The sequence below is a fragment of the Saccharococcus thermophilus genome (genome assembly GCF_011761475.1).
GTDB classification, from domain to species: Bacteria; Bacillota; Bacilli; order Bacillales; family Anoxybacillaceae; genus Saccharococcus; species Saccharococcus thermophilus.
Genome location: NZ_JAASRS010000001.1, coordinates 1,170,109 through 1,185,740 on the forward strand (window position 1 = coordinate 1,170,109; position 15,632 = coordinate 1,185,740).

14 protein-coding genes and 4 pseudogenes are annotated in these 15,632 nt (G+C 39.1%); 8 read left to right on the top strand and 10 right to left on the bottom strand.

What is annotated here, in order from left to right:
• Positions 1–6: 6 nt before the first annotated feature.
• The 4 genes from BDD39_RS05975 to BDD39_RS05990 all read left to right on the top strand — a co-directional run bounded on the left by BDD39_RS05975 (position 7) and on the right by BDD39_RS05990 (position 3,890).
• Positions 7–1,923, top strand: coding sequence for a vWA domain-containing protein (locus BDD39_RS05975; protein ID WP_166909017.1), 1,917 nt, complete (start codon positions 7–9; stop codon positions 1,921–1,923).
• A gap of 18 nt (positions 1,924–1,941) precedes the next feature.
• A complete protein-coding gene (locus tag BDD39_RS05980; RefSeq protein WP_166909019.1) occupies positions 1,942–3,180 on the top strand; it encodes a DHH family phosphoesterase in 1,239 nt (412 codons plus the stop codon).
• A 219-nt stretch (positions 3,181–3,399) separates the two neighbouring features.
• On the top strand, positions 3,400–3,597 hold the full coding sequence (locus BDD39_RS16330; protein WP_341801487.1) for an RsiV family protein: 198 nt from the start codon (positions 3,400–3,402) through the stop codon (positions 3,595–3,597).
• Positions 3,598–3,695: 98 nt separating this feature from the next.
• Complete coding sequence (locus tag BDD39_RS05990) at positions 3,696–3,890, top strand: hypothetical protein (protein WP_166909022.1); 195 nt, start codon at positions 3,696–3,698, stop codon at positions 3,888–3,890.
• A 109-nt stretch (positions 3,891–3,999) separates the two neighbouring features.
• Here the strand turns inward: BDD39_RS05990 and BDD39_RS16740 are convergent, their stop codons facing one another.
• The 3 genes from BDD39_RS16740 to BDD39_RS06005 form a co-directional block, all read right to left on the bottom strand.
• A complete protein-coding gene (locus BDD39_RS16740) occupies positions 4,000–4,185 on the bottom strand; it encodes a molybdopterin-dependent oxidoreductase (protein WP_166909024.1) in 186 nt (61 codons plus the stop codon).
• Positions 4,148–4,555 (bottom strand): molybdopterin-dependent oxidoreductase, encoded by a 408-nt coding sequence (locus BDD39_RS06000; RefSeq protein ID WP_166909026.1) that lies wholly within the window; start codon positions 4,553–4,555, stop codon positions 4,148–4,150. The genes BDD39_RS16740 and BDD39_RS06000 overlap by 38 nt, the downstream gene beginning before the upstream one ends.
• 195 nt (positions 4,556–4,750) lie before the next feature.
• Positions 4,751–5,731, bottom strand: a complete 981-nt coding sequence (locus BDD39_RS06005) for a helix-turn-helix domain-containing protein (protein ID WP_166909028.1) — start codon at positions 5,729–5,731, stop codon at positions 4,751–4,753.
• A 391-nt stretch (positions 5,732–6,122) separates the two neighbouring features.
• Between BDD39_RS06005 and BDD39_RS06010 the strand changes: the two genes are divergently transcribed.
• Positions 6,123–7,259 carry an IS110 family RNA-guided transposase gene (locus BDD39_RS06010; RefSeq protein WP_166907772.1) on the top strand — a complete coding sequence of 379 codons (1,137 nt, stop codon included), beginning with the start codon at positions 6,123–6,125 and terminating at the stop codon, positions 7,257–7,259.
• 243 nt (positions 7,260–7,502) lie between these two features.
• Positions 7,503–7,781, top strand: a pseudogene (locus BDD39_RS16335) (IS982 family transposase); the annotation flags it as partial.
• 706 nt (positions 7,782–8,487) lie between these two features.
• On the opposite strand, the gene BDD39_RS06015 reads toward BDD39_RS16335, so the two are convergent.
• From BDD39_RS06015 to BDD39_RS06030, 4 genes and pseudogenes are all read right to left on the bottom strand, one after another.
• Complete coding sequence (locus BDD39_RS06015) at positions 8,488–9,654, bottom strand: IS256 family transposase (RefSeq protein WP_166907797.1); 1,167 nt, start codon at positions 9,652–9,654, stop codon at positions 8,488–8,490.
• A 97-nt stretch (positions 9,655–9,751) separates the two neighbouring features.
• Positions 9,752–10,435, bottom strand: a pseudogene (arsB, locus tag BDD39_RS06020) (ACR3 family arsenite efflux transporter); the annotation flags it as partial.
• Between the two features lie 27 nt (positions 10,436–10,462).
• On the bottom strand, positions 10,463–10,810 hold the full coding sequence (locus tag BDD39_RS06025) for an ArsR/SmtB family transcription factor (RefSeq protein ID WP_017437721.1): 348 nt from the start codon (positions 10,808–10,810) through the stop codon (positions 10,463–10,465).
• Between the two features lie 590 nt (positions 10,811–11,400).
• Positions 11,401–11,589 carry a hypothetical protein gene (locus tag BDD39_RS06030; protein ID WP_166909030.1) on the bottom strand — a complete coding sequence of 63 codons (189 nt, stop codon included), beginning with the start codon at positions 11,587–11,589 and terminating at the stop codon, positions 11,401–11,403.
• A 695-nt stretch (positions 11,590–12,284) separates the two neighbouring features.
• Between BDD39_RS06030 and BDD39_RS06035 the strand changes: the two are divergent.
• A pseudogene (locus tag BDD39_RS06035) lies at positions 12,285–12,677 on the top strand (LysE family translocator); the annotation flags it as partial.
• Here the strand turns inward: BDD39_RS06035 and BDD39_RS06040 are convergent.
• Complete coding sequence (locus BDD39_RS06040) at positions 12,676–13,242, bottom strand: hypothetical protein (protein ID WP_166909032.1); 567 nt, start codon at positions 13,240–13,242, stop codon at positions 12,676–12,678. The pseudogene BDD39_RS06035 and the gene BDD39_RS06040 overlap by 2 nt on opposite strands.
• Positions 13,243–13,435: 193 nt before the next feature.
• Between BDD39_RS06040 and BDD39_RS06045 the strand changes: the two are divergent.
• Positions 13,436–13,942, top strand: a pseudogene (locus BDD39_RS06045) (SDR family NAD(P)-dependent oxidoreductase); the annotation flags it as partial.
• 207 nt (positions 13,943–14,149) lie between these two features.
• On the opposite strand, the gene BDD39_RS06050 reads toward BDD39_RS06045, so the two are convergent.
• A complete protein-coding gene (locus BDD39_RS06050) occupies positions 14,150–14,494 on the bottom strand; it encodes a hypothetical protein (RefSeq protein ID WP_166909034.1) in 345 nt (114 codons plus the stop codon).
• Between the two features lie 106 nt (positions 14,495–14,600).
• Positions 14,601–15,632: a C45 family autoproteolytic acyltransferase/hydrolase gene (locus BDD39_RS06055; protein ID WP_166909036.1), complete on the bottom strand. Its 1,032-nt coding sequence runs from the start codon at positions 15,630–15,632 to the stop codon at positions 14,601–14,603.

Below are 15,632 nucleotides of genomic sequence, written 5' to 3' on the forward strand. Positions count from 1 at the left end.
ATCAATATGGAACGGTTTATCCAGTTTAATGATAAAAAGATTGATTCCTTTTTGTTTATGCAGCTGTCAGATTTAGCGAAAACGCTCGTGAAACATAGAGATTGGGAAGTGGAGTTCGGATTTCAGTCTTATGTTGACTTTCCTCAGCGCAAATTGTACGTCAGCCATTTTTGGGACAACCGTCCAAAAGAAGAAAAAGAAAACGGCTTAAAAAGCGATGTCTGTTTGCGGGCGGTCGGAACGCTTTTTCATACTAATTTTTCCGAAGTTGCCGCATTTCTAGGCAAAACGAAAAACCTATCAATCCCTAGTTTTGCTAAGCAACTATTTACATTGGCAGAAGATTTGCGTCTTGAGGAGATTTGTAAAAAAGAACGTCCTGGCACGAAAAAGTGGTTTCGCATCCGCCGCGATGTGTACCGCCGTTATTTTCAAAGCCAAACGAATGCCAATTTGACAAGAAGTGTGTATACGGATGCATTGTTTTCTGTTATCTATTTATTATTAACATCCGATTCGCCGCTAGAGGACGTTCCAGCCATTCATGAACCAATTGACCGGATGATGCCTTGGCTCCGCCAGACGCTTCCCCAGTTTTTTGACGCTGCTTCAACACAAGAAGTGGCCCGCGCCACGTTAATGATTGCAGAGGCACTGAATGACGTATTAGAAAACGATATGTTAAACACGTATTTTTATTTACCGGAACAAAGTAACAACGAAGAGATCGAGCTGGCACTGAAAGACTTAAAACGGACCGATCCGCTTAATAACTGTGATATCTTAGAGAAAGAAAAACGCGGGGACGAAGATGTCCATGAGCAAGAATTGCCAACGTGGCACCGTGAAACAAGCGACATGACGAAAAGTTTCTTGCGTTTTGAACTTGAACAAGGCTCTCGGACCGATTTGTTGGGAGATGGAGCGCGCGAAGGCGAAGACGGGGATCAAGCGCTTGCGCTTGTGCAAGGTTCTGCGCGAAAATCGAATCGGAACGATTACATGAAGCAAAGTGCCTATGAACAGAAACGGGAAAGCAAACAAACAGGAAAAGGGGATCGCTATGGAAAAGACAACCGATATGCGGAAGCGATTTTTCTTTTCCCGGCTCCCCCTTCGTATCATCAGATTAGCCAATATGAACAAAAGAAATCGGATATTTTGCCGTATCAAAAGAAACTAAAACAAATGATGGAAAAAACATTAGAGCATAAAAAAATACTTCCGCGCACCGATTTACATTTTGGCCGGCTGCATAAAAAACTGCTCCGTCTCTGGACAGACGAGCAGCCGCGTTTGTTTTATAAAAAACACCAGCCATCTCCCCGCATTGATGCCGTCTTTACGCTACTAGTCGATTGCTCAGCGTCGATGTATGACAAAATGGAAGAAACGAAGTGCGGCATTATTTTGTTTCATGAGGCATTAAAATCATTGCTTGTGCCCCATCAAATCGTCGGATTTTGGGAAGATCCGAACGAGGCGACGGAAACAAAACAACCAAACTATTTTCAAACGGTGATTTCGTTTGCGCAATCACTAAAAAAGAAAAGCGGTCCAGCGATTATGCAGCTTGAGGCGCAGGAAGATAATCGCGATGGGTTTGCGATCCGCATCATGACGGAGCAGCTCCTTGAACGTACGGAAAAACAAAAATTTTTACTTGTTTTTTCCGATGGAGAGCCAGCTGCATATGGCTATGAACAAAACGGGATTATTGATACGCATGAGGCCGTCTTAGAAGCGCGCAAACAAGGGGTGGAAGTGATCAACGTCTTTTTGGCAAACGGAGAAATGGATGAAGGGCAGCGGCAGACGATTCAAAACATTTACGGAAAGCATAGTGTGCTCGTGCCAAATGTCGAACAGCTTCCAGACTTTTTATTCCCTTTATTGAAAAAACTATTGTACAAAAGTTTGTAAAAAAAGGATGGGTGCTTAATGGTGAAATTGTTTACCGACAGCGATTTAGATGGAATCGGCTGCGGATTGCTGGCTAAGTTAGCATTTACAGAAGTCAATATTTCCTTTTGTTCGTACCGCAACTTAGATGAACGAGTAAGACAATTCCTTGAAGATGAGCAAAATAAGGAAGCCGAGCTTTTCATTACCGATTTGGCCGTCGGCGAAGAAATCGAGAAAAAACTGGCGGATCGTTTCAATGCCGGCGGACACGTGCAAGTGATTGACCATCACGTCACCGCGCTTCATTTTAATCAATATCCATGGGGATGGGTCAAACCGACCGACGAACAGGGCAAGAAAACGTGCGCTACGTCGCTGTTTTATGACTATTTAATCCGAGAGGGAAAACTCGAACGGAACGAAACGCTCGATGAGTTCGTCGAGCTCGTCCGCCAGTATGATACGTGGGAATGGGAAGAAACGAACAATACGCGCGCCAAACGGTTGAATGATTTATTGACGATTTTAGGGTTGGATGAGTTTTGGGACAAAATGAGCGATCGGCTTGCTGCTGGCGGGCCGTTTTCCTTAACGGAAACAGAAGAACTGATTTTAGACATGGAAGAAAAGAAAATCCAGCGTTATATTCGTATGAAACAAAAACAGCTCGTTCAACGCTGGTTTGGTGATTATTGCGTCGGCATCGTTTTCGCCGAACGGCATATGTCGGAGCTCGGCAATGCGTTGTCAAAACGCTGTCCTCATTTAGACTTAATCGCCATGGTCAACATGGGAACGAAACATATCGGCTTTCGCACGATCCATGATACCGTGAACGTAGCAGAATTTGCGAAGCAGTTTGGCGGCGGAGGCCACCCGAAAGCATCCGGATGCTTTGTCGACGAAACAACGTTCCCGCTATTTGTTGTCGATGTGTTCCCGCTTCCGCCAGTATATCTTGATGCGGAACAAAACAAGCTCAATACAAAAGATCAAACAGAAGGGTTCTTTTTTACCAATAATCAAGGACAATGGTTTTTCTTTCATCCAAACGGTGATAAATGGATTATTTACCACCAGGAACAGGAAGTACAATCGTTTTCCAGCCAAGATGCAGCAGAACGGTTTGTAAAACGTCAATTCGCAGCGGGATTGGCGGATGATCAAGCGGTGATTGACTTCTTGCAGCAACAGCTATGTATGAAAAAAGAAAAGATCACAGATGAGTATATCAATGCACTGCAACAATACAAACAAAAAGCCGGTACCAAATAACGGTATCGGTTTTTATGTTTTGTTGCCTCCCTTATAACAATATCAATATACAAAAATAGGCCACTTCCGCAACCAGCCGTGCCAAATCAGCTTCAGGACGGTATCTTTATTTATTTTCGAATGCACATTTTGACCATGATCGAATATCGTGAAGGGGTAGGGGGAGAGGGAATATGGTAAAGCTACCAGTTAACATTCATACAAATTAAAGAGAGGGACATTCTTCTTTTAAATCCCCCGTTCAAAAGCATCTCACCAGAACAAGATTTCTACATTGCTGATAAAGCGTTTGTGCTATTTTATCAATTATATGAATTAACGGCTTACGCGTTCGGTTTCCCATATTTTCCGGTTTCCGTATACGATTTAGAAAAACTTGTTGATCCGCAATCGCCTTTAGGGAAAATGCTTCCATAATCTTTATAAAATGTTAACACAATTGTAACAGTTTCCGTGTTTAAATAATTTAAATAGAAACAGTTTTTCTTTATAATTATTAACAGGAGGTGAGAACTATGAAACAGTATGTCTTTTCCTTCTGCACAGAGCAAAACAAGCCAGTAGTTTGGGAAGAAGCGATTCCTGCTGAAGGAATGATGGATGCCTTTTTAAAAGCCAAAAATCTTATGAAAAAATACAAACAAGAAAAAGGGGTTCCTGTCCGCGTTCGATACAAAGGTGTACGTTACCGCCACATCGATATCGCGTAACTAACACGGAAGGATGGTACCATGTGTTTGTTCAAGTATGGTAAGGGGTAACATGCAGCGGTTCGTTGTCATCAAAAAGTAACCGCTGCATGTTTTATTTATTCGATTTTTATGTGCACCTTTTGGATCGCATTATACCCATATCCTTTGCGGTTCCACAAAGGAGGGAGTCATTATACTCATAAGCGATGATCGTATCTGGGTGCATTGCTTTATGAAGCGGCAAACTTCTTGCATAGTGAAAAAGACCATCCATATCATTCCGTGTTCCGACATCTGCCCCAATAAATATCACTTCCTTTGCCTTCCTGTGGATTTTCGCTAATTAACGGAACTTCAGTCCATTTTCCTTGACTTATCGCTCCTGACTCCCATTGTTCTCCGAAGGCAGGAGGGGTAAACTTTGCTCGTTGATTTCCAGCACATTCCAAAGGGGCGATCAACGTTGTTGAGGGCATTCTTTGCAGTTGATCAAGAGAAAGAGAAAAAGGAGATTGCATCAAACCGCCGATTATTATGGACAGTTGGACTGACGACGGATATGGAAAATGGTTGCGGCGAAAAAAATACTGATCTTCAAATAACGCATGACCCAAAAAGTGAATCGGTGCTTCCTGATTTTCTGGTATAAGGCTTCTCGTAATTAAATGCGGACGTACCTTCAAATGAATTCACTCCTTAGTTGTTTTATGTTTTATATGTGTAATGAATGTATAACATAAAATGTCTAGGTCGAACCATCATTTTTTGTTTTTGTCTCAATATATCTAGTTTACTTGCATTTGAAACAATCCATTTTATAACTGCCTATAATTTATGTTATGTAAACTGAAATCCAAAAAATATAAAGCAGTTATTGGCTACTTTACTTCCCTTTCTTCTTTAATTTTATAAAATTCTTCGCTAAATGATTTGTCACGCTTTAACCATGTATAATACGTTCCTAATGTAATTCCAACTGTTTCACATGCTTGATGAACGCAATAACTTTTTCGATATTCATCGATAAAAGCTTTTTTTCTTGCTGCAACAGCTTGTTTTGTCTTTTTAAATTTCGCATTTTGCAATGTTTCTGCATCCATATTTTTATCTGGAAACGCTTCAAATTTGCGTTTTAAGTATAATCCTTTATCGTGATAAATCCAGTCGTAAAATTCCTTAATGGTTTTTCTGCCGCTCATATATAAACGAATATGTTTTCCTTTTTTAGTTAAGTACACGTCAAATCCTCGCGCTTTTAAATGATGTTCTAATACCGTCATGAAATCGAGAGATCCGCCAACAAAACTGACTACATATCCATGTGAATTAATATTTCCATCGCCGTCAAAATAACCTCTTATAAAATGATTTAAATACATATCTGGAACATACGGAAATTTTGCATCTAGTGACTTATTTGTTGTGATACCATGTATCTCCATCAAATCCTTTTTCATAATTTTGCTATTAAGATATAACATATAAATGCCGGTTTGCTTATTTTGATAAAGTGGTTGATTAGATCCCAATTCGTCTCTAATTTGTTCTAAAATATATTTTTCTTTTTGAGCGAATCCGATCGTTTGAAAATCATTGGAGATAAAACCGTCCGCTATAAAAAAACCTAGGATATAAGCCATATTTTTAGACCAAGTCTTGAAGTAATCTTCATTTAACTTATACTGGCGCTTCCAACTCCCAAACGGTCTTTTTTCAACATTGTAATCAGATAAAATCATTCTTATATATCTTGGGGACACATTGGAAAGCTTTGCAATTTCGGTGGTACTAGCACCTTCAAGATAAAGTTTTATAATTTCGTCTATCTCCAACGTTCGTTTTATATTTTTTCTTGTCATCTTTAAAACCCCTTTCATATTTATTTTTATTTAAAATATATTATAGGAACAAACGTTCTTATTGTCCATATAAAATTAAAAATATTCACAACCTCCCGCTCTAATTAATGAATGAAAATAAATCACAAAAAACATCCATGAGTAAATTTTACTCCCCACCCAGGCATGAAAATCCATCTCTCCTTCCCATAATGAATGATGAACGCAAACAGTTTGAAAAGACGTGCTTTTTAATGGTGGTTCGACCCTGTACAAAAAACTGTTTGAGTCCATTTGGTGTTCCACCCATTGTGATCCCTTTTCCTGTGAAAAGGTGACTACGAACAGAAAAATGCCTAACGTACAAGTGGACTCACTGTTTGCGAATTCATCAATGGAAGGAGTCAGGATCATGGATGTGCTTTATCATCGTTGCGCAGGGTTAGATATCCATGCCAAAACGATTGTCGTTTGTGCGCTTTGGGGAGAAGAAGACCACATTCAAAAGGAGATCGAGACGTTTTCGACGTTCACCAAAGACTTGTTTCGTCTCCTGAAATGGCTCGAGGATCGAAAAATCACTCATCTAGCGATGGAGAGCACGGGAGTTTACTGGAAACCGGTCTTTAACATTTTAGAAGACTACTTTGACATTACCTTGGCCAACGCTCAGCGTATCAAGAACGTCCCAGGGAGAAAAACGGATGTATCCGATGCGGAATGGATCGCTAAATTATTGCGTTATGGACTGATTGAAAAGAGTTTTGTGCCACCCGCGCCAATTCGGGAATTGCGGGACTTGACCCGTTTGCGCAAAAAGTGGGTGGGGCAATTGACCGCGGAAAAAAACCGAATCCATAAAGTATTAGAGTGTTCCAATATCAAGCTGGGTACGGTGATTTCCGACATCTTCGGAGTATCGGGCCGAAAACTCTTGAACCGTTTAATGGAGCAGGGGTATATCGAAGAAGCCGACATCGACGCTTGCCTTCACGGGAGAATGAAAGGGAAAAAGCAACAAATTCAGGAATCGCTCTTTGGGACATTAACCGAACATGAGTTATTCATGATTCGCCAATCGTGGAAGCATATCGAGTATTTGGAAAGCTTGATTCAGGAGATGGACCAACGCATCGACCATCTCTTACAGCCGTATCAACAGGAAATGGATCTTCTGATGACGATCCCTGGAGTGAAAAAGGAAACCGCCGCCGTCATCATCGCCGAAATCGGAGTGGATATGGGACAGTTCCCGACGCCGCAGCGCCTCGCTTCTTGGGCTGGAGTGGCCCCGGGAAATCACGAAAGCGCTGGAAAACGCAAAAGTACACGAACGGTAAAGGGCAATCCACATATTAAATCCGCGTTATGCGAGGCGGCATGGGCGTTATCCCGATGCAGGAATCAACCGTTGGCGGCGAAATTTTGGTCATTGGCGGCTCGCCGGGGAAAGAAAAAAGCACTCGTTGCGATCGCGCACCGAATGCTTGTCACCATTTACTGCATGCTTTCCCGAAAAGAACCGTTTCGAGGACCACAAGTAAGTTAGTATAGCCAAAATGAATACAGAATATACGAGATGCCTAAAAATAAGGCACCTCTGCTTTCCTGTTGTCTTTTTTGGCCATTTGTAGTGTACCCAAACTGATCACAGGATATACAGAGTTGACCGGGTTTTATGGATTTTCACAGAAAAAGAGACAGTAAAGTGTGAGTACTGTCTCATTACGCTGCTCTATTCCTTGTGCTCCAGGATGATTTGCTACTCTTTCCCCCAATCTCAGAGAATAATAACCAAAAACTTACGATGGGATATCTGGTCACTGCTGCTTCTTGTCATGATCGAATCACCGCAGAAAAAGCCATGTCTCAACTTCCACATCCGTATGAATTCGGAGACAAAGGATACGCCAGTAAGCTATTGCAAGAGAAACTGATGAGAGTGAATATGGCATTGCCTTTTGAACTCCGTTTCGCAGGAATCAACGTGTTTTTTCAGTACTAGTCGATCGATCAGTTTTATCTCACTTCGATGGGTGCAAACAGCGTTGAAGGATTTGAAACGGCGTGACAATGTAAACAGCGGACTATTTACGCCCGAAATCAGCTTTAATCTCACCCTATAGATCTGTTTCCCATTTGAGAATTGGATTATTGTAATTGTTATTTTTTAGCCATTGCTCCGCTCTTTCAATAAGTTGCCAAACTTGTTCAGTTTTGAGAACTTCTTAATTCAACACGGTTATTCTATACAACTTTTACATAGCATATCACTCTTTGAATATTGACTATACACACATTTTTAAAAGTTCTTTTAATTGTTCCCAACATTGATTTTCTTGCCAATATTTATTATTCGCTGTCGATGGATGCGGCAGAGGAATGATATATACTTTTTTATCTTTTACCTTTAATACCGTTTTAAAAGCAACAGAGTTTGAATAAGTCCCCCCTGCTTCTATATTAAACTTATAATCTCCATTCCTTTTTATTCTAATATCTATGTTAACCTTCTTGTTTTCAGTATGTAGTATATTAAAATCGTCCTCTAAGGTTGTTCCTTTGTTAAAGATTTTTATTAAAAAATAGGTTACTTCCTCAGAAAAAGAGAATATAAGGTACCGTCAAGAATTTTGTGTAATATAATGGGGGTAGGGTTTCTCTGAAATGGATTTGGAATGAATAGGGAACTAGTTTCCTCCACACAGGAGACTGAATATTCAGTCTCCTGTGTGGAAAGGGAGAATCCCCCTATTTTGTTTATTTACAGTATTTGGTTAATGATAACGTTCTTCAAACATTCGCTCGAGGGCTTCCTGTGCTTCGGCAAATCCTCGCAACTTTCGCCCTGCCCATTTCTCATTAAAATCTTGAATGGTCAAATATACGATTTTTTCAGCGGCTTCTAAACTATTCAAACTGTTCATCGGCTTTAGACGTTTCCGAATCTCCTTGATCGTTCGTTCAATGGCATTCGTCGTGTAAATCACACTTCGAATACTGCTTGGATAATCCATAAATGTAAGGAGGACATCCAACTCATTGGCCCAAGATTGAACTTCTCTCGGATACTTGCTTGACCATTTCGACTCAAACTGTTGAAACATCTGTAACGCCATCTCCTTATTCGGCGCGCGATAAATCAGCCTGAGATCCTCGGCCACTTCAAATTGGTCTTTTTTCCGAACACGATGGAGCGTGTTACGGACTTTGTGAACGACACAACGCTGCACATCGGCTTTCGGATAAACCGCCTTAAAGGCTTCCTCCAACCCTGGTAGTCCATCGAATATGCCCAGAAGCACTTCCTTGGCGCCTCTTTGGTAGAGGTGTTGAAGAATTTCCTGCCATACATAGGCGCTTTCTTGTCCTCCCACAAAGAAATCAAGAATTTCGCGATATCCTTCTTCGTTCACCCCTAACACCACATAAATGACTTCTTTCTCCACGGTTTCGCGACGAAGTTTTACGTATAAACCATCCAAATATAAGACGGAATAACGCTTGTGCAGTGGACGAGTGTGCCATTTCTCGATGTCTTCCTTCACGACATCGGTAATACGGCTGATCGTCGCAGGAGAATAGGTGCTTCCTAGAATTCGTTCGATAAACTTGCCAATTTCCCGTGTACTCATGCCACTTTGGTACATCCTAATGATTGCTTCCTCCAGCCAGCCGGTGTGCCGTTGGTAAGGGGCAAACAACTGTGTTTGAAATTCTCCGTTTCGGTCTCTAGGGACCAAAAGACCTTCAATCCGGCCATATTGCGTATCTAGATTTCGTTGATAGTAGCCGTTTCTCATATTTGATGTTCCGGCCTGTTCTATTTCGAGGAAATTCTTGATTTCTTCCCGCATGATCAGTTCTAATTTTTCCTTTACAAACTGACGAATGACACTTTCCAGTTGATTTGCCCAGTCGACATTCGGTATACTTTTAGACATAGGTAGGGTTCTCCTTTCTCTGGAATGTTTGGGTTCAATCAGAGAATACCCTACCTTTTTTATTTTGATCTAGTAAAATGCTTTACACAAAATTTTATACATCATCGATTTTTGGAATGAATACTTTTTCATACCATTGTCTGCCCTTTGCTTTTACCAACAAAAAGCGCGTCAACATTCCGCCAAGAAACGGAATTCCTAAGTAAATGAACACTGACTTAGCGACTTCCATCATTGTAATATGAACGACAGCACCTTCTAGTCCTAACCATTTCGGAATGATCGTCACAAACACATACGCATAAACAGAGTAAAATAGCATTTGGAATACAGAGTTAAACGCTACCAATCCAGCTGCGTACTCTCTATCTCCTTTCGCTAAATCATTCCAGACAATCACCATAGCAATACAACGTGCCAGACCAATCATGATGAGTCCGACCATGTATTCCGGTTTATCCGGCAAGAATACGATCGCCAACAAAAACATAAGAATCGGTCCAATAATCCAGTTTTGTACGAGCGATAACACTAATACTCTCACATCTTTAAAGACGCGCCCAATCTCCTCATAACGAACTTTTGCTAACGGAGGATACATCATTAAAATTAAGCCAATTGCAATTGGAATCGATGTGGTTCCTACCTGCAAACTGTTCATTCCGTCTACAAAGCCCGGAAAGACGAATCCTAAGCCAATTCCTGCTGCCATAGCAAGGAAAATCCAAATCGTTAGGTATCGATCCAAGAACGATAGACGTTTTTTCCCCGTATTATTCATTTTTTCCCTCCCAATTTAATTAGTAGGTTAACAACCACAACGGAGCGTAGGGTTGTTTTCCTCAATCTTACGAATATTTTCTGTTTGATCTGGAACGTGTTGAAGAATATCTTGGATGAAATCATATAACTCATTTCGTGGATTGAGGGAATAATAAATCCACTGTCCCCTTCTATCCTCTTTTACTAATCCTGCATCTTTTAATTTACGAAGATGCTGACTAATAGACGGCTGACTCATGTCAAACACTTCAAGAAGCTCACATACACAACACTCACGTTGTTTTAAAATTGCCATGATCGTTAAACGTGTTTTATCACCAAGCAACTTTAAAACGTGTGATGCTTTTTCAATTTCCACTACTGTTTTTTGCATGGGAACACCTCCTATTCTTGTATGATTATATAGCTATTTACTTATATATGAACCAAAAAGAAAGATGATACTTCTAAATCACTTTATTTGCAATTTTGCTCATCTCAAACTAAATAAATAATGTTACATCTTCATATCCACGACATGGATATTGTAGTATAACCATATACTTACTCTTCCCTTTAATAAGTATATAACTATATACTTATATAAAACAAGAGGAAAAAACGACTTTAAAATCTTTACAATTCAAACGAAAGTGTGAAAGTAGGTAAACAAGCCGGGTCCTTTTTCTGTTAATAAACGCTGCACGGCTTGATTATCGAAATGCATCCGGCTCATTGGCAAGATTGGGAACCAGTCCCCCTCTATTCCAAATCTATTTCAGAGATACCCTATCTATCTTACATTACACAAAATTCTTGACGGTACCTCTAGTTGTTCCATACGTTTTTGGTCCATTAACTGTCTCCCTTCATTTTCTTTATAATAAAAATCAAAAAATCATTCATGACTTACCGTAATTCGAACAAATTGTTTTTATATAAACACCGGAAAATATGATCGTAATAAACAGTACAAATTCCAACTTAAAAGTACTCTGTACTTAATCCAAAATACATAGCTAATGAAATAATAATAAAAAATACAAAAAATATAATCTTTTGGATTTTACTCCAGCTTTTCATCCAACCCCATCTTTTCCCATCGATATCAAGCCAAAAGAAGTCAACAAGAACAGCTAAAGCAATAATTAAGACAATTATAAAAGAACTCATTCAACGCCCACCTATTCGGATTCCTTTTATTAAAAAAGAGAAAACTTATATAGCGCACAAATGATCAATCATAAGTTTTCTCCCGCTTTTATAATGCCTAGCTCAATTTGAATTTCTCCTTAATCTTTAATCTTTGCCGCTTTCTCTGGTGGAATTTTGAATTCGTTTGCAATTTGTTCAACCGTCTTCCCAGCAATCAAAAATTTCTCTCCTGTTATAATTTTTCAAACAAGAGAGACGATTTTCCTCTGTTATTGATGTTATTGAGTATATTGAACATCTTCCTTAACATCCCTAATTTGTCTTTATTGGGGCTAGCCTAAACATTATTTACTTCAATCGAGCCATGGATTTTTGGCGCCAGTCAAGCCAGCTCCTTATTAAGCTTATACAGATACTAAGCTGTTAAAATAGTCCAACGCATACTTTTATATGTAATTATATGATTTATTCGCTTGTTAATGAGCGGTTACCTCCTCAAACAGTACAGGAGAAAATGTGTATTTAAGAATTCTTTGTATTATTTCTATCACGATTTCGCTATTTGGATATTTTCCTTACAATTCCTTTTTCATTTTTATAGACGATTTAAGAAGGAACAAAGCTGATTCCCCCCGAAGTAAATCAGGAAGAAAAACGAGGGAAAAGGAAGCGAAAAAGAATGGTGTTCATTCCATCCAAGAGAGGTGTTGTAAATGGATTTCGCACTAGTCATGTCTTTCCTAGGAGTGGCGATATTGCTGACGTTAATGCCCGGGCCAGATATTCTGTTTGTGATTGCTCAAAGTATTTCACAGGATAAAAAAGCAGGAATCGCAACGGCGCTGGGACTTTGTTCAGGTCTTATTGTACATATCACAGCTGCAACACTTGGGATTTCCACAATCATTTATCAATCGGCTTTGGCTTTTACCGTCGTAAAATATACGGGTGCGGCTTATTTGTTGTATTTAGCATGGCAATCATTCAAGGAAAAAGAAACAGGCATTGCTATTAACCATAACAAACCTTTAAAGTATCCATCATTGTATAAAAAAGGAATTCTCATGAATCTGCTTAACCCAAAAGTATCCTTGTTCTTTTTAGCTACTTCTTTGAATCAAATTGAGCAATTTCCTTTCCATCCGATGTTACAATCAATGAACCATCTAAAGCATTCTCCTTTAGTTTTTCCAATTTATCTTTCGCTGGAACTCTTATTGGAACTTGAGGATTTTCTTCGCTAACACCTAATTCAAATGTTAGAATGAATTTTCCAATTTTATCAGGTTGGATTTCCCCAACGAAGCTAGCTCCGTAGCCTAAACCAGTTCCATCATATGAAGAAGGATTAAAAATATTAAAGCCAACTGTTTCTTTGGAGGTAGTAACTAATTTTTTATTAGGGACGATTTTTACTTGTAAAGCTTTATCACCAGTTCCTCCGATTTTTCGATTTCCGTTATTTTTAATTTTAAACTCATAGTACAACGCTGTTGGAATAAGTTCTTGACCTTTTTTATCACCTTCTGTAATTATAATAGAACCAACAATGCTTTTATCTTTAACAATATCTACTTTTGAATTTACAAGTTCTAAAGATGGTTTAGACGAGCAAGCTGTTAAAAGAGCAAAAAGTGATATTAAACCTAAAAGTTTAATAAATCGTTTCATATTTGTATCCCCCTTTTAATCCAACTTATACTCGTATTTTATCGAAATATTTCCATCTTTTTTTAAAAATCATCTTAAATACAAAATATCCTCAATTTTAAAAACCTTGTCCGTTATCCCCAAACGCTGTGCTGGAGTCAATTTCTTCTTATCGTAAGATTTATAAGGTAAACAAAAATTGTAATATGTGCTCAATTTTTTCGGCTTGGTGGCAGTAACGAAAGCTGTTTTGCCCTCGATGAGGGAACGCAGAAGCGGCAAGATTGTGAATATAAGCAGTATCAGCGGACGGATCGGATTCCCTTCTATGGGGCCTTATGTGGCATCTAAGTTTGCGGTGGAAGGATTCAGCGAGTCTTTGCGTTTGGAGATGCTGCCGTATGGCGTCCATGTAGTTTTGATTGAACCGGGATCCTATAAAACAGATATCTGGTCAAAAGGGTTGGGAGCGGTGACGATCAATCCGAATTCTCCTTATGTGAAAGAGATGAAGGCAATTTTGAAAGATGTCAACCATGTTGCCGACACGGCACCTGCTCCGGATGAAGTGATCCAACAAATTGTGCAAGTGGCAAAGTCTCCCTCTCCGAAATTGCGGTATCCGGTTGGCAGAGGTGTGAAATTAGGAATTGTCTTGAAAAATGTATTACCGTGGAAGTGGTGGGAGCGGATGGTGACAAAACGGTTATGGGAGAGATAGTGATGAAGACAACGTTTGCCGAGTTCTAGCTGCAATGGAAGGAGCTTTTGCCTCCCATTGCAACCTTTTCTTTTCAGAAAAGGATTTAAGAAATTCACGTATAAAGTATCGTGCCCCTATATTGTAAGAAGCATTTAAATCTGCGTGATAGAAAGTGTTTTTTGCATTCACACGGCGAAATGATTATGTGAATAATTAGGTTTAATATCATTCAGCATATACACTAAATCTCTTCTTTCTAGCGATCTCATCAAATAATTGGACCCTTTTTTTGCATTCTTCAATGATTTCCGAACTAAATCCCCATTTTTCACCGTGAACAACAATAAAATCTTCTATTGTAAGCAAATTAGGATGCTTACTAATTGCATCGTACAAAGCACTTAATGAATCAGGACTGGTAACCATTTTAGAACACACACGCAACAGATCTTCGTCTTTTACATTCACAGCTTGAATGAATCTGTTAGGTGGATATCCTTCTTCTTTGTTATTTTTAATCACCTCATTAATCGCTTCTCTTAAGTTATGGACTATTGGTAACTTTTTCATCGATCTCACCTCTTATATGTAATTATATAATTCATTTGCTTGTTAAATGAGCGGTTTCTTCCTCAAGCACAGGAGACTCTGGGTTCAATTGCGGAATATTCCAAGGTTATTCTCCTTGCACGATTGTTCCACTTATCGTTTTAGGGGGTCTCAGTGATCCCTCCAGCCATTCTTTAAAGGAAAAGATAAAAGGATCACTATTTTTTCCTACACCGATGATGATGTTCAAATCCGTTGGCGAATATAAAACCGTATGCAAAGTGCCAAAGTAATTTTTGTAATCATTGAAAAATAAAGGTGATTTTTCGCTATTGAAGTGATGAAAAGCAGACAGAGGATTTAGCTTCTTCTTTAATAGTGCTTGAAGATATTGTTTACGTTGAATAGAACCATGTATCTCTACTCTATTTTTCTCTTTCAATTCTTCTGTTTCAAAATGATTGGTACATATAAGCGGATGGGTATATTTTATTATTTGTTGTTGTGGGGATGCCTCGACAACTGCGCTATTCCCATTAACATCTGTAATGGAGTAATTATAGCAAAATCCATGTGGAACTCTAGTAATCAGTTCTATAGTCTCTTTTGTATTAGCACATTGATCGAGAATCATTCTCACAATCGTTGTAGCAATAAATCCTTCTTGACTATGCATACGATTCACAAAATGCAGCCCTATCACAAGCCCTTTCTCATTCATCCCATCCAGTCTACCTATAATTTGTTGGCTAAAACCTACGCTCGCATAACCATCTACAGGGTGGGTAAATACAAGCCTTGCATCATATAATGCTGGACTAAAATCATAGTTACGCACATAATATGAGTCTTGTACTAATGTAGTACATCCCATCTCTGGAAACGATACATCATAACCACTATACCGTTCTATTGCTGCATGTAATGACATATTTAAACCCTTGGCTAACCCTCTTAATTCTTTTAACAAATTAGGTGAGAACTTTTCTAATAATTCCTTTGCTTTAAGAAATTGGGATTTTTTGTTACTAACACAATCAAGATCATTTACATCTGCCAATATTTTAGCTTTTAATTGACGCCCTTGCTCAAACCCTATTTGATAATAACTGCCTTTCAACTCAATTACTTTGATCACTAACTCCTCGCTTCTGCCCAC

Bases quoted from the DNA above. Each gene is read 5' to 3' on its own strand.
- BDD39_RS05975 (WP_166909017.1), top strand. From the start codon at position 7: ATGGAACGGTTTATCCAGTTTAATGATAAAAAGATTGATTCCTTTTTG.
- BDD39_RS05980 (WP_166909019.1), top strand. From the start codon at position 1,942: ATGGTGAAATTGTTTACCGACAGCGATTTAGATGGAATCGGCTGCGGA.
- BDD39_RS05990 (WP_166909022.1), top strand. From the start codon at position 3,696: ATGAAACAGTATGTCTTTTCCTTCTGCACAGAGCAAAACAAGCCAGTA.
- BDD39_RS06005 (WP_166909028.1), bottom strand. From the start codon at position 5,731: ATGACAAGAAAAAATATAAAACGAACGTTGGAGATAGACGAAATTATA.
- BDD39_RS06010 (WP_166907772.1), top strand. From the start codon at position 6,123: ATGGATGTGCTTTATCATCGTTGCGCAGGGTTAGATATCCATGCCAAA.
- BDD39_RS06015 (WP_166907797.1), bottom strand. From the start codon at position 9,654: ATGTCTAAAAGTATACCGAATGTCGACTGGGCAAATCAACTGGAAAGT.
- BDD39_RS06025 (WP_017437721.1), bottom strand. From the start codon at position 10,810: ATGCAAAAAACAGTAGTGGAAATTGAAAAAGCATCACACGTTTTAAAG.
- BDD39_RS06030 (WP_166909030.1), bottom strand. From the start codon at position 11,589: ATGAGTTCTTTTATAATTGTCTTAATTATTGCTTTAGCTGTTCTTGTT.
- BDD39_RS06040 (WP_166909032.1), bottom strand. From the start codon at position 13,242: ATGAAACGATTTATTAAACTTTTAGGTTTAATATCACTTTTTGCTCTT.
- BDD39_RS06050 (WP_166909034.1), bottom strand. From the start codon at position 14,494: ATGAAAAAGTTACCAATAGTCCATAACTTAAGAGAAGCGATTAATGAG.